29 protein-coding genes are annotated in these 26,893 nt (G+C 72.8%); 19 read left to right on the top strand and 10 right to left on the bottom strand.

All coding sequences use genetic code 11. The annotated features are described in order from the left end of the window. The first annotated feature begins 50 nt into the window (after nt 1–50). A complete protein-coding gene (locus OIE51_RS19975) occupies nt 51–410 on the top strand; it encodes a histidine triad nucleotide-binding protein (RefSeq protein WP_326599108.1) in 360 nt (119 codons plus the stop codon). A gap of 7 nt (nt 411–417) precedes the next feature. After that, nucleotides 418–1,323: a ribonuclease Z gene (locus tag OIE51_RS19980; protein ID WP_326599109.1), complete on the top strand. Its 906-nt coding sequence runs from the start codon at nt 418–420 to the stop codon at nt 1,321–1,323. On the opposite strand, the gene OIE51_RS19985 is transcribed toward OIE51_RS19980, so the two are convergent. Next, nucleotides 1,292–2,626 carry a family 4 glycosyl hydrolase gene (locus OIE51_RS19985; RefSeq protein WP_326599110.1) on the bottom strand — a complete coding sequence of 445 codons (1,335 nt, stop codon included), beginning with the start codon at nt 2,624–2,626 and terminating at the stop codon, nt 1,292–1,294. The genes OIE51_RS19980 and OIE51_RS19985 overlap by 32 nt on opposite strands. A gap of 47 nt (nt 2,627–2,673) precedes the next feature. On the opposite strand from OIE51_RS19985, the gene OIE51_RS19990 reads away from it, so the two are divergent. The 9 genes from OIE51_RS19990 (at nt 2,674) to OIE51_RS20030 (ending at nt 11,293) form a co-directional block, all read left to right on the top strand. Beyond that, on the top strand, nt 2,674–3,768 hold the full coding sequence (locus tag OIE51_RS19990) for a PfkB family carbohydrate kinase (protein WP_442812065.1): 1,095 nt from the start codon (nt 2,674–2,676) through the stop codon (nt 3,766–3,768). Nucleotides 3,769–3,989: 221 nt separating this feature from the next. Next, nucleotides 3,990–5,012 (top strand): PhoH family protein, encoded by a 1,023-nt coding sequence (locus OIE51_RS19995; protein WP_326599112.1) that lies wholly within the window; start codon nt 3,990–3,992, stop codon nt 5,010–5,012. Nucleotides 5,013–5,024: 12 nt separating this feature from the next. Next, nucleotides 5,025–5,522 (top strand): rRNA maturation RNase YbeY, encoded by a 498-nt coding sequence (gene ybeY, locus OIE51_RS20000; protein ID WP_326599113.1) that lies wholly within the window; start codon nt 5,025–5,027, stop codon nt 5,520–5,522. Further along, the gene (locus tag OIE51_RS20005; RefSeq protein ID WP_326599114.1) at nt 5,519–6,883 is read left to right on the top strand and encodes a hemolysin family protein; all 1,365 of its coding nucleotides are present in this window, start codon (nt 5,519–5,521) and stop codon (nt 6,881–6,883) included. The genes ybeY and OIE51_RS20005 overlap by 4 nt, the downstream gene beginning before the upstream one ends. A 396-nt stretch (nt 6,884–7,279) precedes the next feature. Beyond that, on the top strand, nt 7,280–8,044 hold the full coding sequence (locus OIE51_RS20010) for a hypothetical protein (RefSeq protein ID WP_326599115.1): 765 nt from the start codon (nt 7,280–7,282) through the stop codon (nt 8,042–8,044). 28 nt (nt 8,045–8,072) lie between these two features. Further along, complete coding sequence (locus tag OIE51_RS20015; RefSeq protein ID WP_326599116.1) at nt 8,073–8,444, top strand: cytidine deaminase; 372 nt, start codon at nt 8,073–8,075, stop codon at nt 8,442–8,444. After that, nucleotides 8,441–9,391, top strand: coding sequence for a GTPase Era (gene era / locus OIE51_RS20020; RefSeq protein WP_326599117.1), 951 nt, complete (start codon nt 8,441–8,443; stop codon nt 9,389–9,391). The genes OIE51_RS20015 and era overlap by 4 nt, the downstream gene beginning before the upstream one ends. 61 nt (nt 9,392–9,452) lie before the next feature. Then, a complete protein-coding gene (locus OIE51_RS20025; protein ID WP_326599118.1) occupies nt 9,453–9,653 on the top strand; it encodes a hypothetical protein in 201 nt (66 codons plus the stop codon). A 413-nt stretch (nt 9,654–10,066) separates the two neighbouring features. Continuing rightward, nucleotides 10,067–11,293: a S8 family peptidase gene (locus OIE51_RS20030; protein WP_326599119.1), complete on the top strand. Its 1,227-nt coding sequence runs from the start codon at nt 10,067–10,069 to the stop codon at nt 11,291–11,293. Nucleotides 11,294–11,397: 104 nt separating this feature from the next. Here the strand turns inward: OIE51_RS20030 and OIE51_RS20035 are convergent, their stop codons facing one another. Beyond that, nucleotides 11,398–11,520: a hypothetical protein gene (locus OIE51_RS20035; protein WP_326599120.1), complete on the bottom strand. Its 123-nt coding sequence runs from the start codon at nt 11,518–11,520 to the stop codon at nt 11,398–11,400. A gap of 87 nt (nt 11,521–11,607) precedes the next feature. On the opposite strand from OIE51_RS20035, the gene OIE51_RS20040 reads away from it, so the two are divergent. The 5 genes from OIE51_RS20040 to OIE51_RS20060 all read left to right on the top strand — a co-directional run bounded on the left by OIE51_RS20040 (nt 11,608) and on the right by OIE51_RS20060 (nt 15,649). Beyond that, a complete protein-coding gene (locus tag OIE51_RS20040; RefSeq protein WP_326599121.1) occupies nt 11,608–12,039 on the top strand; it encodes a hypothetical protein in 432 nt (143 codons plus the stop codon). Nucleotides 12,040–12,056: 17 nt separating this feature from the next. Beyond that, nucleotides 12,057–12,959: an alpha/beta hydrolase gene (locus OIE51_RS20045; protein WP_326599122.1), complete on the top strand. Its 903-nt coding sequence runs from the start codon at nt 12,057–12,059 to the stop codon at nt 12,957–12,959. A gap of 123 nt (nt 12,960–13,082) precedes the next feature. Next, nucleotides 13,083–13,940 carry an SAM-dependent methyltransferase gene (locus OIE51_RS20050; RefSeq protein WP_326599123.1) on the top strand — a complete coding sequence of 286 codons (858 nt, stop codon included), beginning with the start codon at nt 13,083–13,085 and terminating at the stop codon, nt 13,938–13,940. A 230-nt stretch (nt 13,941–14,170) separates the two neighbouring features. Beyond that, nucleotides 14,171–14,905 carry an ABC transporter ATP-binding protein gene (locus tag OIE51_RS20055; protein ID WP_326599124.1) on the top strand — a complete coding sequence of 245 codons (735 nt, stop codon included), beginning with the start codon at nt 14,171–14,173 and terminating at the stop codon, nt 14,903–14,905. A 6-nt stretch (nt 14,906–14,911) separates the two neighbouring features. Next, the gene (locus tag OIE51_RS20060; protein WP_326599125.1) at nt 14,912–15,649 is read left to right on the top strand and encodes an ABC transporter permease; all 738 of its coding nucleotides are present in this window, start codon (nt 14,912–14,914) and stop codon (nt 15,647–15,649) included. Between the two features lie 268 nt (nt 15,650–15,917). Here OIE51_RS20060 and OIE51_RS20065 read toward each other — a convergent pair whose 3' ends face one another. The 4 genes from OIE51_RS20065 to OIE51_RS27015 all read right to left on the bottom strand — a co-directional run bounded on the left by OIE51_RS20065 (nt 15,918) and on the right by OIE51_RS27015 (nt 20,231). Continuing rightward, nucleotides 15,918–16,550: a TerB family tellurite resistance protein gene (locus OIE51_RS20065; RefSeq protein ID WP_326600711.1), complete on the bottom strand. Its 633-nt coding sequence runs from the start codon at nt 16,548–16,550 to the stop codon at nt 15,918–15,920. 122 nt (nt 16,551–16,672) lie between these two features. Continuing rightward, nucleotides 16,673–18,448: a 2-isopropylmalate synthase gene (gene leuA / locus OIE51_RS20070; protein ID WP_326599126.1), complete on the bottom strand. Its 1,776-nt coding sequence runs from the start codon at nt 18,446–18,448 to the stop codon at nt 16,673–16,675. Nucleotides 18,449–18,981: 533 nt separating this feature from the next. Further along, the gene (locus OIE51_RS20075) at nt 18,982–19,875 is read right to left on the bottom strand and encodes a hypothetical protein (RefSeq protein ID WP_326599127.1); all 894 of its coding nucleotides are present in this window, start codon (nt 19,873–19,875) and stop codon (nt 18,982–18,984) included. Next, nucleotides 19,806–20,231: a SpoIIE family protein phosphatase gene (locus tag OIE51_RS27015; RefSeq protein ID WP_442811975.1), complete on the bottom strand. Its 426-nt coding sequence runs from the start codon at nt 20,229–20,231 to the stop codon at nt 19,806–19,808. Before OIE51_RS27015 ends, OIE51_RS20075 begins: the two co-directional genes overlap by 70 nt. 101 nt (nt 20,232–20,332) lie before the next feature. Between OIE51_RS27015 and recO the strand changes: the two genes are divergently transcribed. After that, complete coding sequence (gene recO, locus OIE51_RS20080; RefSeq protein ID WP_326599128.1) at nt 20,333–21,082, top strand: DNA repair protein RecO; 750 nt, start codon at nt 20,333–20,335, stop codon at nt 21,080–21,082. Nucleotides 21,083–21,130: 48 nt separating this feature from the next. After that, a complete protein-coding gene (locus OIE51_RS20085) occupies nt 21,131–22,009 on the top strand; it encodes an isoprenyl transferase (RefSeq protein ID WP_326599129.1) in 879 nt (292 codons plus the stop codon). A gap of 43 nt (nt 22,010–22,052) precedes the next feature. Here the strand turns inward: OIE51_RS20085 and OIE51_RS20090 are convergent, their stop codons facing one another. The 4 genes from OIE51_RS20090 to OIE51_RS20105 form a co-directional block, all read right to left on the bottom strand. Beyond that, nucleotides 22,053–22,481: a Fur family transcriptional regulator gene (locus tag OIE51_RS20090; protein WP_326599130.1), complete on the bottom strand. Its 429-nt coding sequence runs from the start codon at nt 22,479–22,481 to the stop codon at nt 22,053–22,055. Nucleotides 22,482–22,540: 59 nt separating this feature from the next. Then, complete coding sequence (locus OIE51_RS20095) at nt 22,541–23,419, bottom strand: metal ABC transporter permease (protein WP_326599131.1); 879 nt, start codon at nt 23,417–23,419, stop codon at nt 22,541–22,543. 7 nt (nt 23,420–23,426) lie between these two features. Then, complete coding sequence (locus OIE51_RS20100; protein WP_326599132.1) at nt 23,427–24,182, bottom strand: metal ABC transporter ATP-binding protein; 756 nt, start codon at nt 24,180–24,182, stop codon at nt 23,427–23,429. A gap of 104 nt (nt 24,183–24,286) precedes the next feature. Beyond that, on the bottom strand, nt 24,287–25,261 hold the full coding sequence (locus tag OIE51_RS20105) for a metal ABC transporter substrate-binding protein (RefSeq protein WP_326599133.1): 975 nt from the start codon (nt 25,259–25,261) through the stop codon (nt 24,287–24,289). Nucleotides 25,262–25,465: 204 nt separating this feature from the next. Here OIE51_RS20105 and OIE51_RS20110 point away from each other — a divergent pair, with 204 nt between their 5' ends. Beyond that, a complete protein-coding gene (locus OIE51_RS20110) occupies nt 25,466–26,848 on the top strand; it encodes a glycine--tRNA ligase (RefSeq protein WP_326599134.1) in 1,383 nt (460 codons plus the stop codon). Nucleotides 26,849–26,893 lie beyond the last annotated feature (45 nt).

Below are 26,893 nucleotides of genomic sequence, written 5' to 3' on the forward strand. Positions count from 1 at the left end.
GCATCCGGTGGGTATTCGTTCGATGACGCTTCGGAGGAGGGCCCCCGGCGATGGCGGGAGAACCCCAGGCCGACTGCCTGTTCTGCAAGATCGTGTCGGGCGACGTGCCGGCGACGATCGTCCGGGAGACAGAGACCACCGTCGCCTTCCGGGACATAAACCCGCAGGCGCCGTGCCACGTGCTGGTGATCCCCCGGGCCCACTACCCGGACGGGGCCGCGCTGGCCACCGCCGCGCCGGAGGTGGCCGCCGACGTGCTGCGCGAGGCGGGTGAGGTGGCCGCGCAGGAGAAGGTGGACGGCCACGGGTACCGCGTCGTGTTCAATACCGGAGCGGGCGCGGGCCAGACGGTCTTCCACGCGCACGCCCACCTGCTGGCGGGACGCGGTCTGACCTGGCCGCCGGGCTAGGCGCCCGTTGTCCGCCCGCGAGCTGGTCGTGCTCGGCACGGCCAGCCAGGTGCCCACGCGGCACCGCAACCACAACGGCTATGTGCTGCGCTGGGACGCCGAGACCATCCTGTTCGACCCCGGCGAGGGCACCCAGCGGCAGATGCTGCTGGCCGGGGTCAGCGCGCACGACCTCACCCGGATCTGCGTCACGCACTTCCACGGCGACCACTCGCTCGGCCTGGCCGGGGTGATCCAGCGCATCAGCCTCGACCAGGTGCCGCACCCGGTCGCCGCCCACTACCCGGCGAGCGGGCAGGAGTTCTTCGACCGGCTGCGGTACGCCACCGCCTACCGCGAGGCCGCGCGCCTGCTGCCGCGGCCGGTGGCCGGGGAAGGGGTGCTGGCGGAGTCTTCCGCGTTCACGCTGACGGCCCGCCGGCTGTCCCACCCGGTCGAGTCCTTCGGCTACCGGCTGGTCGAGCCGGACGGCCGCCGGATGCTGCCGGACCGGCTCGCGGCGCACGGCGTCTCCGGTCCCGACGTGGGCCTGCTGCGGCGCGCGGGGCGGCTGCGCGGCGTCACGCTGGAGGAGGTGAGCGTGCGGCGGCCGGGCCAGCGCTTCGCGTTCGTCATGGACACCCGGCTGTGCGACGGCGTCTACGCGCTGGCCGAGGGCTGCGATCTGCTGGTCATCGAGGCCACCTTCCTGGCCGCGGACCTCGCGCTGGCCCACGAGTACGGCCATCTCACCGCCGGGCAGGCGGCCCGCGCCGCCGCCGAGAGCGGGGTACGGCACCTGGTGCTGACGCACTTCTCGCAGCGCTACCCCGACCCGGAGCCGTTCGCCCGGGAGGCGAGGGAAGCCGGCTTCGAGGGCGAACTGACGGTGGCCGAAGACCTCATGCGGGTGCCGCTCCCGTCGCGGCGCTGAGCATCCGGGCGGCGGTGGTGGGGGAGTCGACCAGCGGGTGCAGGGCGAGGGCGCGCAGGGCCGCCGCGCCGGAGCCGGTGGTCGCGGCCTCGATCGTGGCCCGCTCCACCGCCTTGACCTGGAGCATCAGGCCCAGCTCCGGCAGCCCCGGCGACAGGCACGGCACGGGGTGGGCGCCGTGGGCGTCCACATCGCAGACGGTCTCGATGATCCCGTCGTCGGGGAGCGCCGGGACCGCGCCCGCGTTGCGGACGTTCAGGATCAGGCGGGCGCGCCGGTCCGTGGCGATCGCGCGCATCAGGTCGAGCGCGACCCGCTCGTAGCCGCCGCCCTCCAGGTCGCAACTGTCGCGCTGCCAGCCGCCGGTGGCCGCGCGGCCCTCGGCGCCGTACGTCTCCTCGCGCTCCAGCCGGGCGCGTTCCCACAGCCGGGCCGCGCGCTCGGGGTCGCGCCCGGCCGCCGCGAAGAACGCGCTCTGCTGCCGGTCGAGGAACTCCCCGCGCGTCTCGGCGGCCACGCGGGCCGCCGCCAGGGTCTCGCGGCCGAAGTAGTAGTAGTGCAGGTACTCGTTGGGGAGGATGCCGAGCGCCCGCAGCCAGTCCGCGCCGAACAGCCGGCCCTCCTCGAACGACGCCAGCGCCGCGTCGTCCGCCAGCAGCCCCGGCAGCAGGTCGGTGCCGTGGTGCGTCAACGACTGGAGCCAACCCAGGTGGTTGAGGCCGACATAGCCGAACGTCACCTCGTCCGGGTCGGCGCCCGCCGCCCGCGCCGCGCGCCGGACCAGGCCGACCGGCGAGTCGCAGATGCCGATCACCCGGTGGCCCAGCTCGGACGCCATCGCCTCGGTCACCATCCCGGCCGGGTTGGTGAAGTTGATCAGCCACGCCTCGGGCGCCAGCTCGCGGACGCGCGCCGCGATCCGCAGCGCCACCGGGATGGTGCGCAGCCCGTACAGCACGCCGCCCGCGCCGACCGTCTCCTGGCCCAGTACCCCTTCGGCCAGCGGCACCCGCTCGTCGCGGGTCCGGCCGGCCGTGCCGCCCACCCGCACCGCGCAGAAGACGAAGTCCGCGCCGCGCACCGCGTCGTCCAGCGACTCGGCGATCCGCACGGCGGGCGCGTCCGGCAGGCCGGCCGCGTCGGCGGCGAGGACCGTGGCGATCACCCGGGCGCGACCGGGGTCGGTGTCGTACAGCGTCACCTCGGAGCAGCGGCCGGCCGCGTCGCGATCGGCCGTTGTCAGTAGCGCCCGGTATACCAGGGGAACGCGGAACCCGCCGCCGCCGATGATCGAGAGCCTCATGAGCCGGAACGTACCGTAGACACCGGCCACAACCACGACCGGAGCCACTGGTGACCATCGAGAAAGTTGACCCGCTCGCCGCGGTGCGCGTCCCCGGGGACCCGGGGTGCGACGTCTATCTGACCGGGACCGTGTTCCTGGACATCATCTTCACGGGGCTGGACTCCGCGCCCGTGCGCGGCACCGAGTCCTGGGCACGGGGGATGGGGTCGAGCCCCGGCGGGGTGGCGAACATGGCGACGGCGCTGGCCCGGCTCGGCCTGCGCACCAGCCTGGCGGCGGCGTTCGGGGACGACAAGTACGGGGAGTACTGCTGGGAGACGCTGGAGCGGGGCGAGGGCATCGATCTGTCCCGGTCCCGGATGGTCCCCGGCTGGCATTCGCCGGTGACGGTCTCCATGGCCTACGACGGCGAGCGGACCATGGTCTCGCACGGTCACGAGGCGCCGCTGCCGCAGGAGGTGCCGGGGGAACGGTGCCCGCCGCCGGCCCGTTCCTGTGTCGCCTCGCTGCGGGCGGGGGAGCGGCAGGAGTGGATCGGCGAGGCCGCCGGCGCCGGCAGCCTGATCTTCGCCGACACCGGGTGGGACGAGACCGGCGCCTGGGACCTGGCGGCGCTGCCGGATCTGGCGCACTGCGAGGCGTTCCTGCCGAACGCGGGCGAGGCCATGCGCTACACGCGCGCCGACTCGCCCCGGGCCGCCGCGCACGCGCTGACCGAGGTGGTGCCGCTGGCCGTGGTCACCATGGGCGCCGAGGGGGCGTACGCGGTGGACGGCCGCACCGGGGAGACCGCCGAGGTGCCGGCCATCCTCGTGGAGCCCCTGGACACCACGGGCGCGGGGGACGTCTTCATGGCCGGGTTCGTCACCGGCACGCTGGCCGGCTGGCCGTTGGCCGACCGGCTGGCGCTGGCCGGGCTGACGGCGGCGCTGTCCGTGCGGGAGTTCGGCGGTTCGCTCTCCGCGCCCGACTGGGGCGAGGTGGCGGCCTGGTGGCAGGAGGTGCGCGCCCTCACCCCTGAGGACGGGCCGATGGGCGGGAGCCTCACGCGGTACGGGTTCCTGTCGGGGCTGCTGTCGGCCGCCGGCCGGCCGTGCGCGCGGCGGCGCGCGGTGCCCACGCTGGGGTTCCGCGGCTGACCGGCGGGAGCGCCGTCACGGGTGCCGCCGCGCTGACCGGCGCGGCGCGCGCCGGCGTGACGCATACCGGCGCGGCGCGCACCGGCGAGGCGGCCAAGGCCGCAGCGAACAGGGGTGATCGCGCTCCGTAATTTCCTACGGCTCTGTCGGTCCCGCGTCGTACCCTGGGAATCCGGTACTCCAGTGCAGAGAGGGATGAGCAGGTCCGCAGCGGGCCGCCCATGACACAAACACCGACACACCAGCCAGCGGCCCCCGCCGCTGAAGCGACCGCCCGGTTCACCGTGCCGGCGAAGCACCCGATGGTCACGGTGCTGGGCTCCGGCGACGCGCTGCTGCGCGTCATCGAGAAGGCGTTCCCCGCCACGGACATCCACGTCCGGGGCAACGAGATCACCGCCACCGGCGACCGCGCCGAGGTGGAGCTGATCCAGCGCCTCTTCGACGAGATGATGATCGTCCTGCGCACTGGCCAGCCCCTGACGGAGGACGCCGTCGAGCGGTCGATCGCGATGCTGCGGGGCACGGAGGGCAGCGGCGCCACCAGCCCCGCGCAGGTCCTCACGCAGAACATCCTGTCGAACCGCGGCAAGACGATCCGCCCGAAGACGCTGAACCAGAAGCACTACGTCGACGCGATCGACACCCACACGATTGTCTTCGGCATCGGCCCGGCGGGCACCGGCAAGACGTACCTGGCGATGGCCAAGGCGGTGCAGGCCCTCCAGTCCAAGCAGGTCACCCGGATCATCCTGACCCGCCCGGCCGTCGAGGCGGGGGAGCGGCTCGGCTTCCTGCCCGGCACGCTGTACGAGAAGATCGACCCGTATCTGCGCCCGTTGTACGACGCGCTGCACGACATGCTCGACCCGGACTCGATCCCGCGGCTGCTCAGCGCGGGCACGATCGAGGTGGCGCCGCTGGCGTACATGCGGGGCCGGACGCTCAACGACGCCTTCATCATCCTGGACGAGGCGCAGAACACGAACGCCGAGCAGATGAAGATGTTCCTGACCCGGCTCGGCTTCGAATCCAAGATCGTGATCACCGGCGACGTCACCCAGGTCGACCTGCCCACCGGCACGAAGAGCGGCCTGCGGCAGGTGCAGGACATCCTCCAGGGCGTGGACGACGTGCACTTCTCTCGGCTCACCAGCCAGGACGTGGTCCGCCACAAGCTGGTCGGCCGGATCGTCGACGCCTACGAGCGCTTCGACGACCGGAACGACCGGAACGGAAAGTAGCCGCCCGTCATCATGGCGATCGAGGTCAACAACGAATCCGGCGTGGAGATCGACGAGCGGTCCGTTCTGGACATCGCCCGCTACGCCCTCGCCCGGATGCGCATTCATCCGCTCTCCGAGCTCTCGGTGATCGCGGTCGACGAGGCGGCCATGGAGCAGCTCCATCTCCAGTGGATGGAGCTGCCCGGACCGACGGACGTGATGTCGTTCCCGATGGACGAGCTGCGGCCCCCCTCCCGGGACGACGAGGAGCCCATCCAGGGCCTGCTGGGGGACATCGTGCTCTGCCCCCAGGTGGCCAGAAAGCAGGGTGAGCAGGCCCCCACCCAGCACTCCATGGACGACGAGCTCGCGCTGCTCACCGTGCACGGCGTGCTGCACCTGCTCGGGTACGACCACGAGGAGCCCGTCGAGAAGGCCGAGATGTTCGGCCTCCAGAAGGCCATCGTCGACGGCTGGCGCGCCGAGCGCGGCCTGACGGGGCCGTCCCCGGCCCCGACCACGACATGACCGGCTCCCTGCTCGTCGCCGTCGTGGCCCTGCTCGCCGTGGCCTGGCTGGCCTCCTGCGCGGAGGCCGGCCTCGCGGTGATCACCGGCTTCCGCGCCGAGGAGGCCGTGCGCGCCGGTCGGCGCGGCGCGGCCCGCCTCGCCGTGGCCGCCGCCGACCCGACCCGCTATCTGAACCTGGCACTGCTGCTGCGCGTCGCCAGCGAGATGGGCGCGGCGGTGCTGGTGGCGTACGCCTGCCTGAAGGAGTTCGGCGAGGTCTGGCAGGCGCTGACGGTGGCGTTCGGCGTGATGGTGCTGCTGTCGTTCGTGGCGGTCGGGGTCTCGCCGCGCACGATCGGCCGCCAGCATCCGCTGAACACGACGACGGCGGCGGCGTACGTGCTGGTGCCGCTGGCGCGGGTGCTGGGCCCGCTGACGCAGTTCCTGATCATCCTGGGCAACGCGCTGACACCGGGCAAGGGTTTCCGCAAGGGGCCGTTCGCGTCGGAGGCCGAGCTGCGGGCGATGGTCGACCTGGCCGAGCGGGAGTCGCTGATCGAGGACGAGGAGCGCCGGATGGTGCACTCGGTCTTCGAGCTGGGCGACACCCTGGTGCGCGAGGTGATGGTGCCGCGCACCGACCTGGTCACGATCGATCGGCACAAGACGCTGCGGCAGGCGCTGACGCTGGCGCTGCGCTCGGGCTTCTCGCGGATTCCGGTCACTGGGGAGAGCGACGACGACATCGTCGGCATCGCGTATCTGAAGGACCTGACCCGGAAGGTGCACGACAGCCGGGCGGCGGAGGCCGAGCTGGTGGAGACGGTGATGCGGCCGGCGACGTTCGTGCCCGACACGAAGAACGCGGGCGATCTGCTGCGCGAGATGCAGCGGGACCACACGCACGCGGCGGTGGTGATCGACGAGTACGGCGGCACGGCCGGGCTGGTGACCATCGAGGACATCCTGGAGGAGATCGTCGGGGAGATCACCGACGAGTACGACACGGAGCTGCCGCCGGTCGAGGCGCTCGGCGACGGCGCGTACCGGGTCACCGCCCGGCTCGACCTCGGCGCGCTGGGAGAGTTGTACGGGCTGTGGCTGGACGACGAGGACGTGGAGACGGTCGGTGGCCTGCTGGCCAAGGCCCTGGGCCGGGTGCCGATCGCCGGCGCGCGGGCCGTCGTGGACATGTCGTCGGAGCAGAGCCGCACCCCCGCCGCCCCGCCCCTGGCGGCCCTCCGCCTGACGGCGGAGTCGGCGGCGGGCCGCCGCAACCGGATCGACCGTGTCCTGGTCGAGCCCATCCCGGCCGAGCCGGCCACCAACGGCGAGCCCCCCGGCTCCTCCCCATCCCGCCGCGACCACGGCCACCCCTGAGCCGCCGCACGGGTGGGTGTGGCGGGGGACGGCTCGCGCCGCCGGTCGCGTCCTTCCGGGGCCGGACGGCCGGACGGCCGTAGGGGCATGGGGCTGAGCCGCCGTGCCGGTGACGTGCCGACGGGAAGCGGCTGGCGGGCGCCGTGGTGGTCCCGCCCGCGGCCTGCTCACGCCCGGCGGTCGCGTCCCTCCGGGGCCGGACGGGCCGGGCCGTTCGTTCCGCCGTGGTATCCGTCGGTGCCGATGTGCCGCATCGGCACCAGCCCGCGCTGCCGGTCCCGTGCCGCCGTGAGGCGGACGTGCTGAGGGGGCCGGGGCGCCGGCGCCCCGGCGTGCGTTCACTCGAATGGGGGTGTGCAGTGGCCGTACGGGCGTTCGGGTGGCGCCATGGGAGGCATGTACGCACACCACCTTCGGACGCTGCGGACCGCCGTCGTCGCCGGGCTGGCCGTGCTGAGTCTGGCCCTGGCGCCGGGGCGGCCGACCGCCGGGGAGGCGCTCAGTGAGCACCAGTTGCACGAGGCCCTGCTCGACGCCGTGGACTTCCCCGAGGGCTGGGCCGGCGACAGCGAGGAGAGCGCCGAGAAGCGCGGCTTCGGCGTTCCCCGGCCGACCGAGCCCGCCTGTGACGGCCTCTTCGACTTCAGCGAGGGCGAGGGCGAGGGAGAGGGCGGGAGCGACGGCGACGGCGACGACACCGTGGCCCGGGCCGGGTTCGCCAAGACCCGCAGCGGCCCGTTCGTCACCACCGTCGCCGCCGCGCACCGGGACGCCGGGGCGGCCGGAGACGATCTGGACGCGTTCCGCGCCGCGCTCGACGAGTGCGCCACCCTCCACACCCCGGAGGGGCCGGCGGACAAGGCCGTCTCCGTCGCCTACGACGCGGCGCCGCTGGAGGTGAGGCGGCTGGGCGAGGAGTCCGTGGCCGTCCGCTTCCACCGGCGGCTGGACGGCGAGAGCGCCACCACGCCGGTGGTGGCCGATCTGGTGATCGTCCGGGTCGGCGCCCAGACCCTCCGCGTCGCCCAGGCCGGGCGCGACGACGGCGATACGGGCGACGTCGAGAAGATCGCGGACCGGGCGGTGGAGAAGCTCGAACAGGTCGCCGCCGGCCGGGTGCCCGCGCCGCCCGCGGACCAGCCGGGGACCACGGAACTGTGAGCTCGGCGGAGCACATAAGCTCGGTCGTATGACTGACGCCGCCTCCGCCGACGCTCTCGATCCCGAGGACCGCAAGATCATCACGCTGGCCCGCAGCGCCCGCGCCCGCAACGGTGTCCCCGAGGGAGCGGCCGTGCGCGACGACACCGGCCGCACCTACGTGGCCACCACGGTCGCGCTCGACTCGCTGCGGCTGAGCGCGCTCCGGACGGCGGTGGCGATGGCGGTGGCCAGCGGGGCGGCGGCCCTGGAGGCGGCGGCCGTGGTGAGCGAGGCGGCGGCCGTGCCGGACGGCGATCTGGCGGCCGTCCGGGACCTCGGTGGCCCGGGGGGCAAGGACGTCCCCGTTCTCCTGGCTGGCCCCGACGGGCGGCTTCGTGCGACCATCGCCGGGTCATGAGCACCCCTGAGCCGAGCCCGCAGACCACGACCAGCCCGCACCGTTCCGGATTCGCCTGTTTCGTCGGCCGTCCCAACGCGGGCAAGTCCACGCTGACCAACGCCCTGGTGGGCACGAAGGTCGCGATCACCTCCAACCGCCCGCAGACCACCCGCCACTCGGTGCGCGGCATCGTGCACCGCCCGGAAGCGCAGCTCATCCTGGTGGACACCCCGGGCCTGCACCGGCCGCGCACACTGCTCGGCCAGCGGCTGAACGACGTCGTGCGCGCCACGTGGGCCGAGGTGGACGTGATCGGCTTCTGCCTCCCGGCGAACGAGAAGATCGGCCCCGGCGACCGTTTCATCGCCAAGGAGCTGTCCCAGATCAAGCGGACGCCGAAGGTGGCGGTCGTCACCAAGACCGACCTGGTGGACAACGAGGCGCTCGCCGAGCAGCTCATCGCCGTGGACCAGCTCGGCAAGGAGGTCGGCGTCGAGTGGGCGGAGATCGTCCCGGTCTCCGCCACCGCCGGCCGACAGGTGGGGCTGCTGGCCGATCTGTTGGTGCCGCTGCTGCCCGAGGGCCCGCCGCTGTACCCGGAGGGCGACCTCACCGACGAGCCCGAGCAGGTGATGATCGCGGAGCTGATCCGCGAGGCCGCGCTGGAGGGCGTGCGGGACGAGCTGCCGCACTCGATCGCGGTGGTGGTCGAGGAGATGCTGCCGCGCGAGGACCGCCCGGCCGACCGGCCGCTGCTGGACATCCACGCCTTCCTCTACATCGAACGCACCAGCCAGAAGGGCATCGTGATCGGCCCGAAGGGCGCCCGCCTGAAGGACGTCGGCACGAAGGCCCGCCGCCAGATCGAGGCCCTGCTGGGCACGCCGGTCTTTCTCGACCTGCATGTGAAGGTCGCCAAGGACTGGCAGCGCGACCCCAAGCAGCTGCGCAAGCTGGGCTTCTGACGGACCGTCCGGGCGGTTGATCCGGTCGCCGGGAATGCCGCGCGGTGGCAGGGTGCGGCGCATGGCGCCCGCATACGAGATCCGTGCCGACCACGACGCCCGGACGATCGTGGTCCACCGGGCGTACGCGCCGACGATCGCCGGACCGGCCCCGGCGGTCGTGGTCCGTGCCGACGCGCGTGTCCAGTGGGATCCCGAACGGTCGCCGCGGGGCGCGGCGTTGACCACGACTGCATCCAGGTCGGCGTCGGCCGGAGCCTGATCCGCACCTTCGTCGAGGAGTGGATCACCGGCCTCACCGGCGGATGCGCGCGATCGCGGCGCGGGCGCGGAGCGGGCGGACCGCCGGGGCCCGGCGGCTGATCCGCCCGAGCGCCCCTGTCCCGTGCCTCGGGCGATCGCCGAACGCCTGCACGTCGGCGCCCGTCAGCCGAGCCCGCACCCTCCGGAACGTCAACGATTCGGCCAGCCATGGACGTTGCCTCTATATGTCATGTCTATGACATTCAGTGGACGGTCTTGCCGTCGTCGCCGCGCTCCGCGAATCTTTCGACGGCGGGAATCCGAACGTATGACCAATACCCCGGGCCTCGCCCGTGCGCACCACCCCGTGCGCGCACCCCCACACTGGCGTGCCGCACCCACGGCGCCCACCGATGAAGAGGACAACCCCACATGGCATTGACGCGCTCCGCACAGAGCCCCGCACGCTCTCCGAGACGCGGTGTCGCCACGGTCATAGCGGCCGTCGCCACGGCCGCGATAGCCGCGGTCGGCGCGCTTCCGGCGGAGGCAGCCCCCGCCGAAGGCGTCGTCATCGGGGCCGGCTCCCCCAACGCCGTCTCCGGCAGTTACATCGTCACCCTGGAGGAGAGCGCCGGCGTCGCGTCCGCCTCCGGCCAGGGCCGGAACCTCATCTCCGAGTACGGCGGCACGGTGGAGCGCACCTACCGGGCCGCGCTCAACGGCTACGCGGCCCAGCTCAGCCCCGCCGAGGCCCGGCGCCTGGCGGCGGACCCCGCCGTCGCATCCGTCGTCCAGGACGTCGAGGTGCACGTCGACGCCACCCAGACCAACGCTCCCTGGGGCCTGGACCGGATCGACCAGGCCGCGCTGCCGCTCAACGGCACCTACACGTACCCCGACTCGGCGGGCAGCGGCGTGACGGTCTACGTCATCGACACCGGCGTGCGCGTCACCCACACCGACATCGCCGGCCGCGCCTTCAACGGCTACGACTTCGTCAGCAACGACTCCGTCGCCCAGGACGGCAACGGCCACGGCACGCACGTCGCGACGACCGCCGCCGGCACCACGTACGGCGTGGCGAAGAGCGCGCGGGTCGTCGGCGTCCGGGTCCTCAACAACTCCGGCTCCGGCACCACCGCGGGCGTGATCGCGGGCATCGACTGGGTGACCCAGAACCACTCCGGCCCGTCCGTCGCCAACATGTCGCTGGGCGGCGGCGTCAGCACGGCCCTGGACAACGCGGTCCGCAACTCCATCGCCAGCGGCGTCACCTACGCCATCGCGGCCGGCAACAGCGGTGCGGACGCCTCGACCGCGTCCCCGGCCCGCGTCACCGAGGCGATCACCGTCGGTGCCACCGACCGGAACGACGCCAAGCCGAGCTGGTCCAACTACGGCCCGATCGTGGACATCTTCGCCCCGGGCGTGGACATCACGGCCGGCTGGAAGACCTCGGACACCTCCACCAACACCATCTCCGGGACATCGATGGCCACGCCGCACGTCGCGGGCGCGGCGGCGGTCTACCTGGCCGGTCACCCCGGCTCCACGCCGTCGCAGGTCGCCACCGCCCTCGTCAACGGCGCCACCAGCGGCGTGCTGACCGGCCTCGGCGGCGGCTCCCCGAACAAGCTGCTGCGGCTCGTCCCGTAACTCCTGGCACCACCGAAGGCCCCTCCGCCGTGGACCGGCTCCCCCCGCCGGTCCGCGGCGGAGGCGTGTCCGGGCGCGGGCGGTCCGGGCGCGGCGGCCGGGGCTCAGGAAGCCGGGGCGGTGAAGCGGGTGAGGACGGCCATCACGATGGTGTGCGCGTTGGACACCAGCGCCTCGATCTGCTGGGCCCGCTCGCCCAGGACCCACCGCCGCGCGAACAGCACCACGGCCCCGAGCACCCGATGGCGAGGATCTCCGGATCGGACTCCGAGAGCCCGGCGGTGTCCAGGTAAGGCTTGGTGAACTGGAGGATCGTGTCCACGAACGTCGTGTTGACCGTCTGCCAGGCGCCGTCGATCGTCGCGCTCACCGCGAGGATCTCCACGAACGCGATCCGGGCCAGGCGTGTGCCCGACTTCGCCTTCACCGTGGGCTACACCAACGCCTCCTGGACGCTCAAGGCCGACCTGGTCAGCCCATACGTCTGCCGCCTTCTGGCGCACATGGACGAGCGCGGCTACCGTCAGTGCGTCCCCGAACGGGACCCGTCCGTCGCGGAGGAGCCGTTTCTCGACTTCACCGCCGGGTATGTGCTCCGCTCCATCGACGCCTTCCCCAAGCAGGGCGCGCGGGCGCCGTGGCGGCTGCGGATGAACTACCTGTACGACATCCGCTCGCTGCGCCGGGGCTCGGTCGAGGAGGAGATGAGATGCAGCGCGTCCCCGCGCGCGTCTTCGCGCGTGTGAGTCAGGTGAGGGAGAGCATGACCAGCGCTCAGCAGGCGGCGTTCGTCGCGGCCCTGCGGCTCTACGCGATGAAGAGCCGCCTGTCCGACGGCGAGCGGACCCTGGCCGGGGCCCGCAGGCTCCAGGCCGGGGGCCCCGCCCGGCCGCCGGGTCGGCTCGGTGCCAAGGTCCACCTCTCCCGCGACGACGCCCTCGGCTTCCCCGTCCACACGCTGCGCCCGAAACGGCCCGCGATGGCGCCGGGCCGCACGGTCCTCTACCTCCACGGCGGCGGGTACGTCAACGACTTCGTCTCCCAGCACTGGGCGTTCATGGCATCGCTGGCCGACCGGACCGGCGCCACGGTGATCGCCCCGCAGTACCCGCTGGCCCCGGACCACACCTGGCGCGACTCGTTCCCGCGGGTTCTGGACCTGGCCCGGGGCCCGGGCGGCCCGCCGCCTGTCCTGATGGGCGACTCGGCGGGCGGCGGCTACGCCCTGGCCCTGGCCCAGGCCCTCGCCGCCGAGGGCGGGCACGCGCCGGAGACGGTGCTGATCTCCCCGTTCGTCGACGCCACCCTCTCCCACCCGGACACCGCCGAGCACGACCGCGCCGATCCCTGGCTGGCCACCGAGGGGCTGCGCGCCTGCGGGCGCGCGTGGGCCGGCGCCGACGACCCGGCCCGCCCGGAGATCAGCCCCCTCTTCGGCGACTTCACGGGCCTGGGCCGCATGCTGGTCTTCACCGGCACCCGGGACACGCTCCACCCCCAGATCCGCGACCTGGCCCACCGCGCCCGCGCGGCGGGCGTCCCCTGCGACCTGGTCGTCGCGCCCGACTGCGTCCACGTCTACCCGATCCTCGCCATCCCGGAGGCCCGGGCCCCGCGCGAGGCGATCGCCGCCTTCCTGGCCGGAACCCCGTCTAGCGGCTGCTGAGTGTCCCACGCCCCGAATTCATCGCTGTCGCGCATCATCGCGAACGCCGACGGCCGGTCGGGGTGATCCCGCATAGCGTCTCGCCACGTCAGCCTGGTCCAGCGGGAGTCGAGGGAGCGGATGATGGCAGCAGCGGCGAGCCTGCCGGAGGCACTGGCGGGAGTGGGTACGACGGCGATCGGAGTCGCCCTGATCCGGGCCAGAGAGACCGGCCGCGACGACCGGCTGTACGAGGACCCCTTCGCCCAGGCGTTCGCCGACGTGGCGCGGGACGCATTCCTCGCCCCCTCGGCGCCCTCGGGCTCAGCGGACACCTGGGCGACGGTGCGGCGGCTGGTGGACGTGTTCTACGAGGGCCGCACCCTGGCCACCCGCTTCTTCGACGGCTGTCTGCTCGACGCCGTCACCGCCGGCTGCGAACAGGTCGTGCTGCTCGGGGCAGGACTGGACACCCGCGCGTTCCGGCTGGCGTGGCCGCGACAGATCGACCTGTTCGAGGTCGACCTTCCGGAGATGTTCGCCTTCAAGGAACAAGTCCTGAACGCCCGGGCCGCCGCCCCCGCGTGCCGGCGCGCCGTCGTCCCCACCGACCTGCGGGAGGACTGGCGAGCCGCCCTGTACGGCGCGGGGTTCCGGGACGGGGTACCCACCGCCTGGGTCGCCGAGGGGCTGCTCGGCTATCTGCCCCGGGACGCCGCCCGGCGGGTGCTGACCACCGTGGGCGCCATGTCGGTCCCCGGCAGCCGGTTCGCCTGCGAGCACATCCGGCCGGACACGCCGGGCCTTGAGGGCATCCGAGAGCTGCTGGGCCGGGAGGAGACCGCCCGTCCGGCCGGCGGGCTCGGACCGGACGCGCCGGAGTGGCTGGAGGGCCAGGGCTGGCGGACCCGGTTCGCCGCCAACGACGACCTGGCCGCGTCCTACGGCCGGCCGCCGTCCGGCGGTCCGCACAACGGCTATCTCTCCGCCGAGCGCGCGTAGCCCGGCCCCTCTGGCCCGCCGGCCGTCGGTGTGTGCCGCCCCCGGCCGGTGAGGCCGGGGCCGTCACCACGCGCCGTCCGCTCTCCCGGACCGCGCGTGGTGACGGCGCCCGGTCTGTCTCCTCACCTCTTCCTGACCTCTTCCCCACCTCCTCCTGGGGGTGCTCGACGCGCGGAATCATCCGGCATCGGGTGGAATTGGGGGTGAAGAGGACAGGGGGTGTCTGACCCATGACCCAGGAATCGCGGACCGCCATTGTGGCGCGCGGGCTCCGTGTCGTGCGGGGTGGGAAGGAAGTGCTCAGAGAGCTGGACTTCACGGTGCCGAAAGGCAGCGTCACCGGGCTGCTCGGCCCCTCCGGATGCGGCAAGACCACGCTGATGCGGGCCGTCGTCGGCGCGCAGGCCAAGGTCACCGGCACCCTGGAGGTCCTCGGCCGCCCGGCAGGCAGCCCGCCGCTGCGGCACCGGCTCGGCTATGTGACGCAGGCGCCGTCCGTCTACGACGACCTGACCGTCCGCCAGAACCTCGACTACTACGCGGCCGTCCTCGGCATCGGCCACTCCGACCGCCGCGACAACGTGGACTCCGTGCTGGCCGACGTCGACCTCGCCGGGGACGACGGCGTCCTCGCCGCGAACCTCTCCGGCGGCCAGCGCGCCCGCGTCTCGCTCGCCGTCGCGCTCCTCGGCACGCCCGAGCTGCTGGTCCTGGACGAGCCGACCGTCGGTCTCGACCCGGTGCTGCGGCGCCGCCTGTGGGACCTGTTCCACCGCCTCGCCGCCGACCGCGGCGCCACCCTGCTGATCTCCTCGCACGTCATGGACGAGGCCGACCGCTGCCACCGCCTGCTGCTGATGCGCGACGGCGCCATCCTCGCCGACGACACCCCCGACAAGCTGCGCGAACGCACCGGCGGCGACTCGATCGAGGAGGCGTTCCTGCGCCTCGTCGAGGAGGAGTGACCGGCCATGAACGCCGCCCGGACCCTCGCCACGGCGCGCCGCGTGCTGCGGCAGCTCAGCCACGATCCGCGCACCATCGCGCTCCTGCTGGCCGTCCCGCTGTTCCTGCTGGTCCTGCTGCGCTACGTCTTCGAGTCCGACCCGCGCCTCTTCGACCGGGTCGGCTCCTCGCTGCTGGGCATCTTCCCGATGATCACGATGTTCCTGGTCGCCTCGATCACCACCCTGCGCGAGCGCGCCTCCGGCACCCTGGAGCGGCTGCTGACCATGCCGCTGGGCAAGGGCGACCTGCTCGTCGGCTACGCCCTCGCGCTCGGCGCGTTCGCCGTCGTCCAGGCCGGGATGGCGACCGCCCTCGCCATCTGGTTCCTCGATCTCGACGTCGCCGGGTCGCCATGGCTGCTGCTGGTGGCGGCGCTGCTCACCGCCCTGCTCGGCATCGCGCTCGGCCTGCTCGTCTCGGCCTTCGCCGCCACCGAGTTCCAGGCGGTGCAGTTCCTGCCCGCGCTGCTGATCCCGCAGATCCTGCTGTGCGGGCTCTTCACGCCGCGCGACACCATGCAGCCGGTCCTGGAGTACGTGTCCAACGTGCTGCCCATGTCGTACTCGGTGGACGCCATGACGGAGGTCCTGCACGGCGGTGGCGTCGCGGGCGACTTCCCGCGCGACGTGATCGTCGTGGCCGGCGTCGCCCTCGGCGTCCTGGCCCTGGGCTCGATCACCCTCCGCCGCCGCACCGCCTGACGGACCTCTTGCCCCGGACGGACTCCTTGCCCCGGACGGACTCCTTGCCCGGACGGCTTCTCGCCCCGGAGCACCCGGCCCAGACCCGAGCGCGCCGGGTGCCTGTCCGTGGCTCGCCCCGGTGGTCGCCGTCGGTCGACGGCGCGGGCCCGAGCGCGTTTGGGGGGTCCCGGACCGCTCCTCTTCCGGGGCATGTTCGCTCGGGGCGTCCTGTCGGTCGTCCGGCCCGGGCCCCGCGGGTGCTCACGCGGGGTGCTCACGCGGGGTCTCAGTGGGGGAGGGCCGCTGCCGCGAGGAGGCGTCGCGTGTCGGCCGGGGGGATGCGCAGGGCCTCGCCGACGGCCGTCAGCATCTCGCGTTCCGCCGCGCCGTAGGGGCCGTCCGCCAGGGCGATACGCGCTCCGTGGAGAAGTAAGCTTTCCCGGCCGGGGGCCGCGAGGTGCGGCGTCAGCGCGGTCAGCGCCTCGCGGACCTCGCGGTCCAGCAGCGGCAGGCTCCGCACACCCATCGCGGCCTGGAGCGTCAATAAACGTTCCTCCGTACAGTCCCCGAACCCGGCGGCCCGCACCGACGCCACCGCCGTCCGGCGCGCGGCGGCGGCGTCGTCGCCCCCGGCGGCGAGCAGCGCGAGGGCGACGGTGTGCACACCGTCGCACAGCAGCGCGGACAGCCGGGTGGTCGTCGGTTCGTCCAGGGCCGAGAGCGGGAAACGGCCACGGCACGACACACACTCCACGACCGGCTCGGCCGCTCCGCGTGTCAGCACCGGCAGACCCAGCAGGGTGAACCTGCGCCGCCCGTCGAGCCGCTGGTAGCAGCGGTCCCCGCCACAGGCGGCGCAGAAGAAGTCACCGTCGTCGACCACCCGCCAGGCCGTCCGGACTCCCGCCAGCCGGGCCATCCTGGAGCGCACCACGCCGTACCTCCGTTACCGTTTGGCAACCTTGCCGTGGGCGTGATGCTAGCCATATCCGGTCGTCCGCGTCAGTAGTGCGTCGGCAAAACCGGTCCGGAAGCAAGGGGCTAACTTGCCCGGCGCGTCGCCCGGTTGACGGCGGAGACGACCGCCTTCAGGGAAGCCCGCACGATGTTCGGGTCGATCCCGACGCCCCACAGCACCCGGTCACCGACCGCGCACTCGATGTACGCGGCGGCCCGCGACCCGGCGCCCTGGCTCATGGTGTGCTCGACGTAGTCCAGCAGCCGTACGTCCTCGCCCACGACCCCGGCCCTCGCCAGGGCGTCGAAGAACGCGGCGAGCGGCCCGTTGCCCGTCCCGGTCAGCGTGGTGTCCACGCCGTCCACCACGGCCTCGACGGTGAGGGCGTCGTGCCCCTCGCTGGTGGTCGAGGTCTGCGCCTCGCGCAGCGCGATCCGGCCCCAGGCGGCGCCGGGCACCGGCAGGTACTCGTCCTGGAAGGCGTTCCAGATCTGCGCCGGGGTGACCTCGCCGCCCTCGGCGTCCGTCTTCCCCTGGATGATCCGGGAGAACTCCACCTGCATGCGGCGCGGCAGGTCCAGCTTGTGGTCCGTCTGGAGGACGTATGCCACGCCGCCCTTGCCGGACTGCGAGTTGACCCGGATCACCGCTTCGTAGGAGCGGCCGACGTCCTTCGGGTCGATCGGCAGATACGGCACGTCCCAGACCAGCCGGTCCACGGAGGTGCCCGCCGCAGCGGCCTCGTCGGCCATCGCCTCGAAGCCCTTCTTGATCGCGTCCTGGTGCGAGCCGGAGAACGCGGTGTAGACGAGGTCGCCCACGTACGGGTGGCGCGGGTGCACCTCCATCTGGTTGCAGTACTCCCAGGTGCGGCGGATCTCGTCGATCTCCGAGAAATCGATCCTCGGGTCGACGCCCTGCGAGAACAGGTTCATCCCGAGGGTCACCAGGTCGACGTTCCCGGTCCGCTCGCCCTGCCCGAACAGGCAGCCCTCCACCCGGTCCGCGCCCGCCATCAGTGCCAGCTCGGCGGCGGCCACGGCGGTGCCCCGGTCGTTGTGCGGATGGACGGACAGACAGACGAACTCGCGCCGCGACAGGTTCCGCGACATCCACTCGAACCGGTCGGCGTGCGTGGACGGCGTCGAACGCTCCACGGTGGCAGGCAGGTTGAGGATGATCTCGCGGCCGGGGCCGGGCTGCCAGACGTCCATCACGCCTTCGCAGACCTCCAGCGCGAAGTCCAGCTCGGTGTCCGTGAAGATCTCCGGGCTGTACTGATAGCCGAACACCGTCCGGTCGTCCAGCAGCTTCTCCGCGTACTCCATCACCAGCCGGGTGCCGTCCACCGCGATCTGCCGGACCTCGTCCCGGCCACCCCGGAAGACGACCCGGCGGAACGTCGGCGCCGTCGCGTTGTAGAGGTGGACCGTGGCGTGGTGCGCGCCGGCCAGCGATTCGACCGTGCGCGCGATCAGCTCCTCGCGGGCCTGGGTCAGCACGGAGATCGTGACGTCCTCCGGGATCGCGTCCTCCTCGATGATGGAGCGCACGAAGTCGAAGTCGGTCTGGCCCGAGGACGGGAAGCCGACCTCGATCTCCTTGTAGCCCATCCGCACCAGCAGGTCGAACATGGCGCGCTTGCGGGCCGGGGACATCGGGTCGATCAGGGCCTGGTTGCCGTCCCGCAGATCGGTGGACAGCCAGCGGGGGGCCTCGGTGACGCGGCGGCCCGGCCAGGTCCGGTCGGGGATGTCCACGGCCTCGAACGGGCGGTACTTGTGGATCGGCATCCGGGAGGGCAGCTGACGGACGGTGGCGGCGGTCAGGGGCGTCGGCTTGTTCACGGCGTCGCTCATGGTGCGGTGGATCTCCTTGCGTTGCGCGGGATCTTCGGCGGGTTGGAAGGGCCGACGGCAGCGCCGAACTCCGCGGGGAGGGGGTCGGCCGTATGACTACAGACCCTCGCCGCGGCGGCTAAGAAGGAGCATCCCGATACGCATCGCGAACGTAAGCCTAACCCCGGCCGCGCCACCGGCCCCCGCCGTATCAGCATCCGAGACACAGGCCACACCTCATCACCGCGTTACTCACCGGGGAGTACGGGGAGTGACGGCCGCCCCTGGCCACCGTACGCAGTGCCCGGGACCTCGGTCCGCCGGGTGACGAAACGGCTCCCGCGCGTCGGACGTCCGGAGACGTCAGCCCGTGACGACGACCGAGAAGGAGACCCGACCAGGGGGCACCGGCCGTGGAGACACCACCCGCACCGGACCGGCGGGCGCCACCGCCCCGGCGCGGGAGAGCACGCGCCCTGCCGAGGGCGCTCCTCGCGCCGTGGGCGGCGCCGCTCGCCGCCGCCGTATCGTCCCGCTTTCCTGAGCCCCGGTGCTCAGAGCTGCGACAGCGTCAGCATCAGCCCGACATCCGTGCTCAGCAGCCGCCCCGGCACCTGCTCGGGAGCGGTGTCGGGGACCGTGACCCGCACGCCGTCCGCGCCGTCCAGCGAGGTGACCTCGGCGTCCGGGTACGTCTCCGGGTGGGCCTCGATCGTGTCCCGCAGCAACCCGGCCGCCTCGTCGGCCGTCCCGCCGTCGTCGGTCAGCACGCACAGCACCGTCGCCGTCTCCTCGGGGGAGTCCGCCACGTGTCCGTAGGCGTACAGCGGGATCGCCGCGCCCTCCTCGCCCTGGATGAAGTCGGCCCGGTAGACGTCGCCCAAGCAGTCCGTCACCTCGCCGTAGGCGGGCTCGTCGGCCAGGGATTCGCCCTCCGACAGCCGGGCGGGCGTGAAGTCCTCGTCGCCCCAGGCGATCTGGCCACCGGAGACCTGGAACGTGATCCCGGCCTCCTCGTCGCGCCAGAGCCCGTCCTCCCGCTCGAACCCGTCGTCCTCCAGGGCCTCGGTGACATCGTCCTCGTCGAAGCGGCCCACCCAGTACCCGTAGTGGTCGTGGAAGCCGACCGTCACGGTCGCCTCCGCGCCGGCCGGGTCGAGGCCGTAGCGGTTCCCCGGCAGGTCGTAGCCGGCCAGCAACGGGGTGCCGAGGTCCGCGACGAACGCGAAGCGCTCGGGGTCCTCGTCCACCAGCTCGTTCGCCCGCTCCGCGTCCACGAACGTCACCCCGTCCGGCGGCAGGACCGTGTACCGCACCTGCTCCAGCACCCCCGGCAGCGCCGTTTCGGCGCCCCCCGCGCCCATGCAGCCCGTCGCGGTCAGCAGAACGGAGATCGCCGCGCCCGCGCCCGCGGCCGACCGGTATCCGCGGCACCTGTCGCTCGACATGGACGGAGCCTAGTTCCCCCGGCCTCCTGCGGCACACGCCCCCCAGTCGTCCGCCGCACCGCCAGGATCGCGGTGTCGTCCGCGAGTCTGCCGCGCGTGTGGGCCACGACGGCCTCCTCCCCCCGTGCCACCACCGCGCCCGGCGCCGGATCGCCGCCCCGCGCCAGATGATCGGACAGCCGCGGGAACGCGCCGTCCGGGTCGCGGGCCTCCGTGACGTCGTCGGTGACCAGCGGCAGTGTCTCGTCGGCGGCGAACGGCACCCGCAGTACCGGCGGCAGCCCGCCGGTCAGCGTCGTTCCAGCGGCCGATGCGCGGCACCGGCTCGTTGGGGGAACAGCAGGCTGCGGTGCCACCGTTGGCGCGGGAGCGAGGGGCTCACGGGTTCACCATCCGGGAACGCCGCCGGACCGCCCGGCGGAGGTGGGCCGCTCGGGGCATGGGCCAGAATGGCGGCATGAGTCTGTTCCGCGACGACGGCATCGTGCTGCGCACCCAGAAGCTGGGTGAAGCGGACCGGATCATCACGCTGCTCACGCGCGGACACGGCCGGGTGCGGGCGGTGGCGCGCGGGGTGCGGCGGACGAAGTCGAAGTTCGGGGCCCGCCTGGAGCCGTTCTCCCACGTCGACGTCCAGTTCTTCGCGCGGGGCAGCGCCCTGATCGGGCGCGGGCTGCCGCTGTGCACGCAGACCGAGACCATCGCGCCCTACGGCCGGCACATCGTCGACGACTACGGCCGGTACACGGCGGGCACGGCGATGCTGGAGACGGCGGAACGATTCACCGACCACGAGGGCGAGCCGAACGTGCAGCAGTACCTGCTGCTGATCGGTGCGCTGCGAACCCTGGCCGCCGAGGCGCACGCGCCCGGGCTCGTGCTGGACGCGTTCCTGCTGCGCTCGCTCGCCGTCGGCGGCTACGCGCCGAGCTTCGCCGACTGCGCGCGCTGCGGACTGCCGGGACCCAACCGGTTCTTCTCACTGGCCGCGGGCGGTTCGGTGTGCGGCGACTGCCGAGTGCCGGGCAGCGTCGTGCCGTCCCCCGAGGCGCTGCGGCTGCTCGGCGCGCTGCTGACCGGGGACTGGGAGACGGCCGACGGCGCGGAGCCGCGCCACGTCCGGGAGGGCAGCGGCCTGGTCTCCGCGTATCTGCACTGGCATCTGGAGCGCGGACTGCGATCCCTGAGGTTCGTCGAGAAGGGCTGACCGGGATACGCTCGACGGCAGGACCGCACCGACTACTGGAGTTCTCCTATGGCCCCCCGCGGAATGCTGTCGTCGCGGCAGCGTCGCGAGTACCGTGCCCCCGATCCGCACCCGTCCGGCGCTCGCCCGCCCAAGCTGCCCGGCGAGCTCGTGCCCTCGCATGTGGCGGTCGTCATGGACGGGAACGGCCGGTGGGCCAAGGAGCGCGGACTGCCCCGCACCGAGGGGCACAAGCGGGGCGAGGCCGTGGTCCTCGAAGTGGTCAAGGGCTGCCTGGAGATCGGGGTGAAGAACCTCTCGCTCTACGCCTTCTCCACGGAGAACTGGAAGCGCTCCCCGGAGGAGGTGCGCTTCCTGATGGGCTTCAACCGGGACGTCATCGACCGCCGCACCGACGAGCTGCACGCGATGGGCGTGCGCGTGCGGTGGGCGGGGCGCGAGCCGAAGCTGTGGAAGTCGGTGATCCGCAAGCTCCAGACGGCTGAGGAGCGCACCCGGGACAACGACGCGATGACGCTCTACATGTGCGTCAACTACGGCGGGCGCGCGGAGATCGCGGACGCGGCGGCGCGGCTGGCCCACGACGTGCGGGCCGGGCGGATAGCGCCGGAGAAGGTCACCGAGAAGACCCTGGCCGAGTACATGTACTTCCCGGACATGCCGGACGTGGATCTCTTCCTGCGGCCCTCGGGGGAGCAGCGCGTCTCCAACTACCTGATCTGGCAGAGCGCCTACGCCGAGATGGTCTTCCAGGACGTCCTGTGGCCGGACTTCGACCGCCGCGACCTGTGGAACGCCTGTCTCCAGTACGCCTCCCGCGACCGCCGCTTCGGTGGCGCCATCCCCAACGAGGTCGCCTTCCCCGATCGGATGGGCCCGACCGATCAGGCGAGTCCGACCGATCAGGCGGGTCCGATCGCCGGGTGATGCCGCCGCCGGGCCGCCGGCGGCGTGCGCGCGCCGCGGACGGTCAGCCGCGCCGCGGGTCGGGGCAGCCGGCGCAGTCGCCGCAGGTGCCGACGATCTCCACGGTGTGGTCCACGTCCACGAAGCCGTGCTCGCTGGCGACGGCGTCCGCCCACTTCTCCACGACCGGGCCGGCCACTTCCACCGCCTTGCCGCAGGAGCGGCAGACCAGATGGTGGTGGTGCTCCCCGGTGCTGCACCTGCGGTAGACGGCCTCGCCCTCGCTGGTGCGCAGAACGTCGACCTCACCCGCGTCGGCGAGGGACTGGAGCGTGCGGTAGACGGTCGTCAGACCGACCGAGTCGCCGCGGTGCTTGAGCATGTCGTGCAGCTCCTGCGCGCTGCGGAACTCGTCGACCTCGGCGAGCGCGGCCGCCACCGCCGCGCGCTGGCGCGTCGACCGGCCGCGCACCGGCGGTTCTGCCGTCCCCACGAGTGGGCCTCCTTGCGTCTGCCGTCCCTGCCTGGCCAGGGTATCCGCTTTCCCGGGGGTCACGGACGGGCGGCCAGGGCGGGCTCCCCACCCGGCTGCTCCGCCCCGGCGGCGGCCCGGCGGGCCCGGTGCCGGGCGAGGGGGAGGGCGAGCAGAGAGATCACGACGAACAGGCCGAGCGCGAAGAGCACGATCGTGGCCCCGGGCGGGACGTCGGCGTAGAACGAGGTGACCGTCCCGGAGACCGACACCAGCAGGCCGATGACCATCGCCATCACCAGGGTCAGTGCGAAGCCGCGCGTCGCCTGCTGGGCCGCCACCACCGGGATCACCATCAGGGCGCTGACCAGCAGCAGACCGACGACCCGCATGGCGATGGTGACCGTGGCCGCCGCGGTGACGGCCAGCAGGAGGTTGAGCGCGCGCACCGGCAGGCCGGTGACGCGGGCGAACTCCTCGTCCTGGCAGACCGCGAAGAGCTGGCGGCGCAGACCGAGGGAGACCAGCAGCACGAACGCCGCGAGCCCGGTGATCGCGGTGATGTCGGAGGGGGAGACGGTGGTGACCGAGCCCCAGAGGTAGGACGTCAGATTCGCCGTGGAGCCGCCGGGCGCCAGGTTGATGATCATCACGCCGCCCGCCATGCCGCCGTAGAAAAGCATGGCCAGGGCGATGTCGCCGCGCGCCCGGCCCGAGGAGCGCAGCAGCTCCATGGCGACCGCGCCGATCGCGGAGACGGCGACCGCCATCCACACCGGGTTGGTGCTGAGCAGGAAGCCGAGGGCGACGCCGGTCAGGGCGACGTGTCCGATGCCGTCGCCCATCAGGGCCTGGCGGCGCTGCACGAGGTAGATCCCGACGGCCGGGGCGGCGACGCCGATCAGCAGCGCGGCCAGCAGGGCCCGCTGCATGAAGGGGTAGTCCAGGACTTCGAACATCAGGGCATCACAGGATCCCGGTCTGGAGCGTGGGCTCGGCGGACGGTTCCACGGCATCCGCCGGGTGGCAGGCGTGGTTCTCGGGAAGCTGGGCCGGGTGCTCGACCGTGCGCTCCACCCGGCCGTGGGAGAGGATCACGGCCCGGTCGATCAGCGGCTCCAGCGGTCCCAGCTCGTGCAGCACGAGGAGTACCGCGACGCCCGCGTCGAGCTGTGCGCGGAGGGTGCCGGCCAGTACCCGCTGACTGGCCAGATCGACGCCGGCCAGCGGCTCGTCCATGATCAGCAGCTCCGGCTCGCCGGTCAGCGCGCGGGCGATCAGCACCCGCTGGTGCTGCCCGCCGGACAGGGCGCCCACCGACTCCCCGGCGCGGTCCGCGAGCCCCACCAGCTCCAGGGCGCGGTCCACGGCGGCCCGGTCGGCGCGGCCGAGCGGGCGCAGCCGGCGCCGGGCGAGGCGGCCGGCGGAGACCACCTCGCGGACGGTGGCGGGCACGCCGCCGGCCGCGGTCGAGCGCTGCGGGACATAGCCGACGCGGGCCCAGTCCCGGAACCGGCGCACGGGGGTGCCGAACAAGGCCAGCTCACCGTCGGTGATCGGGACCTGACCGACCGCGGCGCGCACCGCCGTCGACTTCCCCGATCCGTTGGCGCCCAGCAGGGCCAGCGCCTCTCCCGGGCGCACGGCCAGGTCGACGCCGCGCAGCACCGGGCGTCCGCCGAGCTCGGCGGTCACTCCGGTCAGGGATATGACGGGCTCCATGTCGGTGCTTCCTTTCCGGCCCCTGCGAGGGGGTCTGACCACCTGGCTCCTGGCCGCGCGGCGGTTGGGTCGGCGCCGGGGTCGGCGCCGGGTCGGCCCAGCGGTCAGGCCGTGCCCAGGGCCGCGCGGAGGGCCTGGAGGTTCGCGCGCATCACCTCGAAGTAGTCAGCGCCGGCGGAATCCTCGGTGATTCCCTCGACGGGGTCGAGAACCGCCGTTTCCAGGCCGAGGTCACCGGCGAGGGTACGCGCGGTCTCGTCGCTGACCAGGGTCTCGAAGAACACGGTGGTCACGTTGTCATCCTCCGCGATCTCCTGGAGCTCGCGCATCCTGGCGGCGCTCGGCTCGGACTCCGGGTCGAGGCCGGTGATGGCCTCCTCGTGCAGGCCGTAGCGGGCCGCGAGGTAGCCGAAGGCGGCATGGGTGGTGATGAACGTGTCGTTCTCGGCCGTCGCCAGGCCCTCGGTGAATTCCTGGTCCAGGGTGGTCAACTCGTCGGTGAGCCGCGTGGTGTTCCGCTCGTAGTCGGCGGCGTGATCCGGATCGGCCTCGGCGAGGGCGGCGCCGACGCCCTCGGCGACCTCCGCGTACTTCAGCGGGTCCAGCCAGACGTGCGGGTCGAGGCCCTCCTCGCCGTGGTCGTGCTCCTCGTGCTCCTCCTCCCCGCCCTCCTCGCCATGGACCTCCTCGCCGTGGGACTCCAGCTCGGTGAACGAGGTGGCCTCCACGACGTGTTCCACGCCGGACTGCTCGACGGCCTCGTCCACGGCGGGCTGGAACCCGGCCAGATAGACGACGAGATCGGCCTCGGTGAGGTCGGCGGTGCGGCGCGGGCTGATGTCCAGGTCGTGCGGCTCGACACCGGGCTCGGTGAGGGTGTCCACCGTGACGTGCTCCCCGCCGATCCGCTCGACGAGGAACTGCATCGGGTAGAAGGAGGTGACCACGTCGAGCCCGTCCCCGCCTCCGTCGTCGGAGCCACAGCCGGTCAGGGCGAGCGTCCCCAGGGCGGTGGCACCGGCGGCGAGGGCGGCGGCGGATATTCGGGCGCGGGAACGGGTGCTACGTCTTACGGTCATGACAGCCATTTTCAAGTCAACTGGAAATCATTGTCAAATGTGTCAACAGGGCGTGACGGAAGATGTGACCGAAGTGACGCTCGGGGGCCGACGGGGCGGGCGGTGCGGGACCGGCGGATTCCCGCTCACCGATTTGCTGCGGCCCCCTCGGACGCCGGTAACCTGAGGCAATTCCATCTCGTCCTTCGTCCCGAAGAGAGCACCGTGGCCGCCGACAAGATCGACACTATCGTCAGCCTCAGCAAGCGCCGTGGCTTCGTCTACCCCAGCAGTGAGATCTACGGCGGGCAGCGTGCCGCCTGGGACTACGGACCGCTGGGCGTGGAGCTGAAGGAGAACGTCAAGCGCCAGTGGTGGCGGGCCATGGTCACGTCGCGCGACGACGTCGTCGGGATCGACTCGTCGGTGATCCTGGCCACCGAGGTCTGGGAGGCCTCGGGGCACGTCGCCACGTTCACCGACCCGCTCACCGAGTGCACCTCGTGCCACAAGCGGTTCCGCGCGGACCACCTGGAGGAGGCGTACGAGGCGAAGCACGGGCACCTCCCGGCCAATGGGCTGGCGGACGTCAACTGTCCCAACTGCGGCAACAAGGGCGGCTTCACGGAGCCCAAGCAGTTCTCCGGGCTGCTCGCGACCCACCTCGGCCCGACGCAGGACAGCGGCTCGGTCGCCTACCTGCGGCCCGAGACCGCGCAGGGCATCTTCACCAACTTCGCGCAGGTGCAGCAGACATCGCGCCGCAAGCCGCCGTTCGGCATCGCGCAGATGGGCAAGTCCTTCCGGAACGAGATCACTCCGGGCAACTTCATCTTCCGCACCCGCGAGTTCGAGCAGATGGAGATGGAGTTCTTCGTCAAGCCGGGCGAGGACGAGCAGTGGCACGGGTACTGGATGGAGCAGCGCTGGAGCTGGTACCGCGACCTCGGCATGACCGAGGAGAACATCCGGTGGTTCGAGCACCCGAAGGAGAAGCTGTCCCACTACTCCAAGCGCACGGTCGACATCGAGTACCGCTTCAACTTCGCGGGCTCGGAGTGGGGCGAGCTGGAGGGCATCGCCAACCGCACCGACTACGACCTCAACGCGCACTCCAAGGGGTCGGGCCAGGACCTGAGCTACTTCGACCAGGAGGCGGGCGAGCGCTGGACGCCGTTCGTCATCGAGCCGGCCGCCGGCGTGGGCCGCACCATGCTGGCGTTCATGCTCGACGCCTACCGTGAGGACGAGGCGCCGAACGCCAAGGGCAAGATGGAGAAGCGCGTGGTGCTCGGCCTCGACCCGCGGCTGGCCCCGGTCAAGGTCGGCGTGCTCCCGCTCTCGCGCAACCCGCAGCTCTCGCCCAAGGCCCGCGACCTGGCGACGGCGCTGCGCAAGAACTGGAACATCGAGTTCGACGACGCGGGCGCCATCGGCCGCCGCTACCGCCGCCAGGACGAGATCGGCACGCCGTTCTGCGTGACGATCGACTTCGACACCCTGGACGACAACGCGGTCACCGTGCGCGAGCGCGACTCGATGAAGCAGGAGCGCGTCTCCCTCGACCAGATCGAGTCCTACCTCGGCGCCCGCCTGATCGGCTGCTGACCCCCGGCCACGCCCGGTCCGGTCCCCTCGGGGGCCGGACCGTCA

Source organism: Streptomyces sp. NBC_01803, assembly GCF_035917415.1.
Classification (GTDB): Bacteria; Actinomycetota; Actinomycetes; order Streptomycetales; family Streptomycetaceae; genus Streptomyces.

Coding starts and splice junctions, on each gene's coding strand:
- OIE51_RS19975 (WP_326599108.1), top strand. CDS start 51: ATGGCGGGAGAACCCCAGGCCGACTGCCTGTTCTGCAAGATCGTGTCG.
- OIE51_RS19985 (WP_326599110.1), bottom strand. CDS start 2,626: ATGAGGCTCTCGATCATCGGCGGCGGCGGGTTCCGCGTTCCCCTGGTA.
- OIE51_RS19995 (WP_326599112.1), top strand. CDS start 3,990: ATGACACAAACACCGACACACCAGCCAGCGGCCCCCGCCGCTGAAGCG.
- ybeY (WP_326599113.1), top strand. CDS start 5,025: ATGGCGATCGAGGTCAACAACGAATCCGGCGTGGAGATCGACGAGCGG.
- OIE51_RS20005 (WP_326599114.1), top strand. CDS start 5,519: ATGACCGGCTCCCTGCTCGTCGCCGTCGTGGCCCTGCTCGCCGTGGCC.
- OIE51_RS20010 (WP_326599115.1), top strand. CDS start 7,280: ATGTACGCACACCACCTTCGGACGCTGCGGACCGCCGTCGTCGCCGGG.
- OIE51_RS20015 (WP_326599116.1), top strand. CDS start 8,073: ATGACTGACGCCGCCTCCGCCGACGCTCTCGATCCCGAGGACCGCAAG.
- era (WP_326599117.1), top strand. CDS start 8,441: ATGAGCACCCCTGAGCCGAGCCCGCAGACCACGACCAGCCCGCACCGT.
- OIE51_RS20025 (WP_326599118.1), top strand. CDS start 9,453: ATGGCGCCCGCATACGAGATCCGTGCCGACCACGACGCCCGGACGATC.
- OIE51_RS20030 (WP_326599119.1), top strand. CDS start 10,067: ATGGCATTGACGCGCTCCGCACAGAGCCCCGCACGCTCTCCGAGACGC.
- OIE51_RS20045 (WP_326599122.1), top strand. CDS start 12,057: ATGACCAGCGCTCAGCAGGCGGCGTTCGTCGCGGCCCTGCGGCTCTAC.
- OIE51_RS20050 (WP_326599123.1), top strand. CDS start 13,083: ATGGCAGCAGCGGCGAGCCTGCCGGAGGCACTGGCGGGAGTGGGTACG.
- OIE51_RS20055 (WP_326599124.1), top strand. CDS start 14,171: ATGACCCAGGAATCGCGGACCGCCATTGTGGCGCGCGGGCTCCGTGTC.
- OIE51_RS20060 (WP_326599125.1), top strand. CDS start 14,912: ATGAACGCCGCCCGGACCCTCGCCACGGCGCGCCGCGTGCTGCGGCAG.
- OIE51_RS20065 (WP_326600711.1), bottom strand. CDS start 16,550: ATGGCCCGGCTGGCGGGAGTCCGGACGGCCTGGCGGGTGGTCGACGAC.
- leuA (WP_326599126.1), bottom strand. CDS start 18,448: ATGAGCGACGCCGTGAACAAGCCGACGCCCCTGACCGCCGCCACCGTC.
- OIE51_RS20075 (WP_326599127.1), bottom strand. CDS start 19,875: ATGTCGAGCGACAGGTGCCGCGGATACCGGTCGGCCGCGGGCGCGGGC.
- recO (WP_326599128.1), top strand. CDS start 20,333: ATGAGTCTGTTCCGCGACGACGGCATCGTGCTGCGCACCCAGAAGCTG.
- OIE51_RS20085 (WP_326599129.1), top strand. CDS start 21,131: ATGGCCCCCCGCGGAATGCTGTCGTCGCGGCAGCGTCGCGAGTACCGT.
- OIE51_RS20095 (WP_326599131.1), bottom strand. CDS start 23,419: ATGTTCGAAGTCCTGGACTACCCCTTCATGCAGCGGGCCCTGCTGGCC.
- OIE51_RS20100 (WP_326599132.1), bottom strand. CDS start 24,182: ATGGAGCCCGTCATATCCCTGACCGGAGTGACCGCCGAGCTCGGCGGA.
- OIE51_RS20105 (WP_326599133.1), bottom strand. CDS start 25,261: ATGACCGTAAGACGTAGCACCCGTTCCCGCGCCCGAATATCCGCCGCC.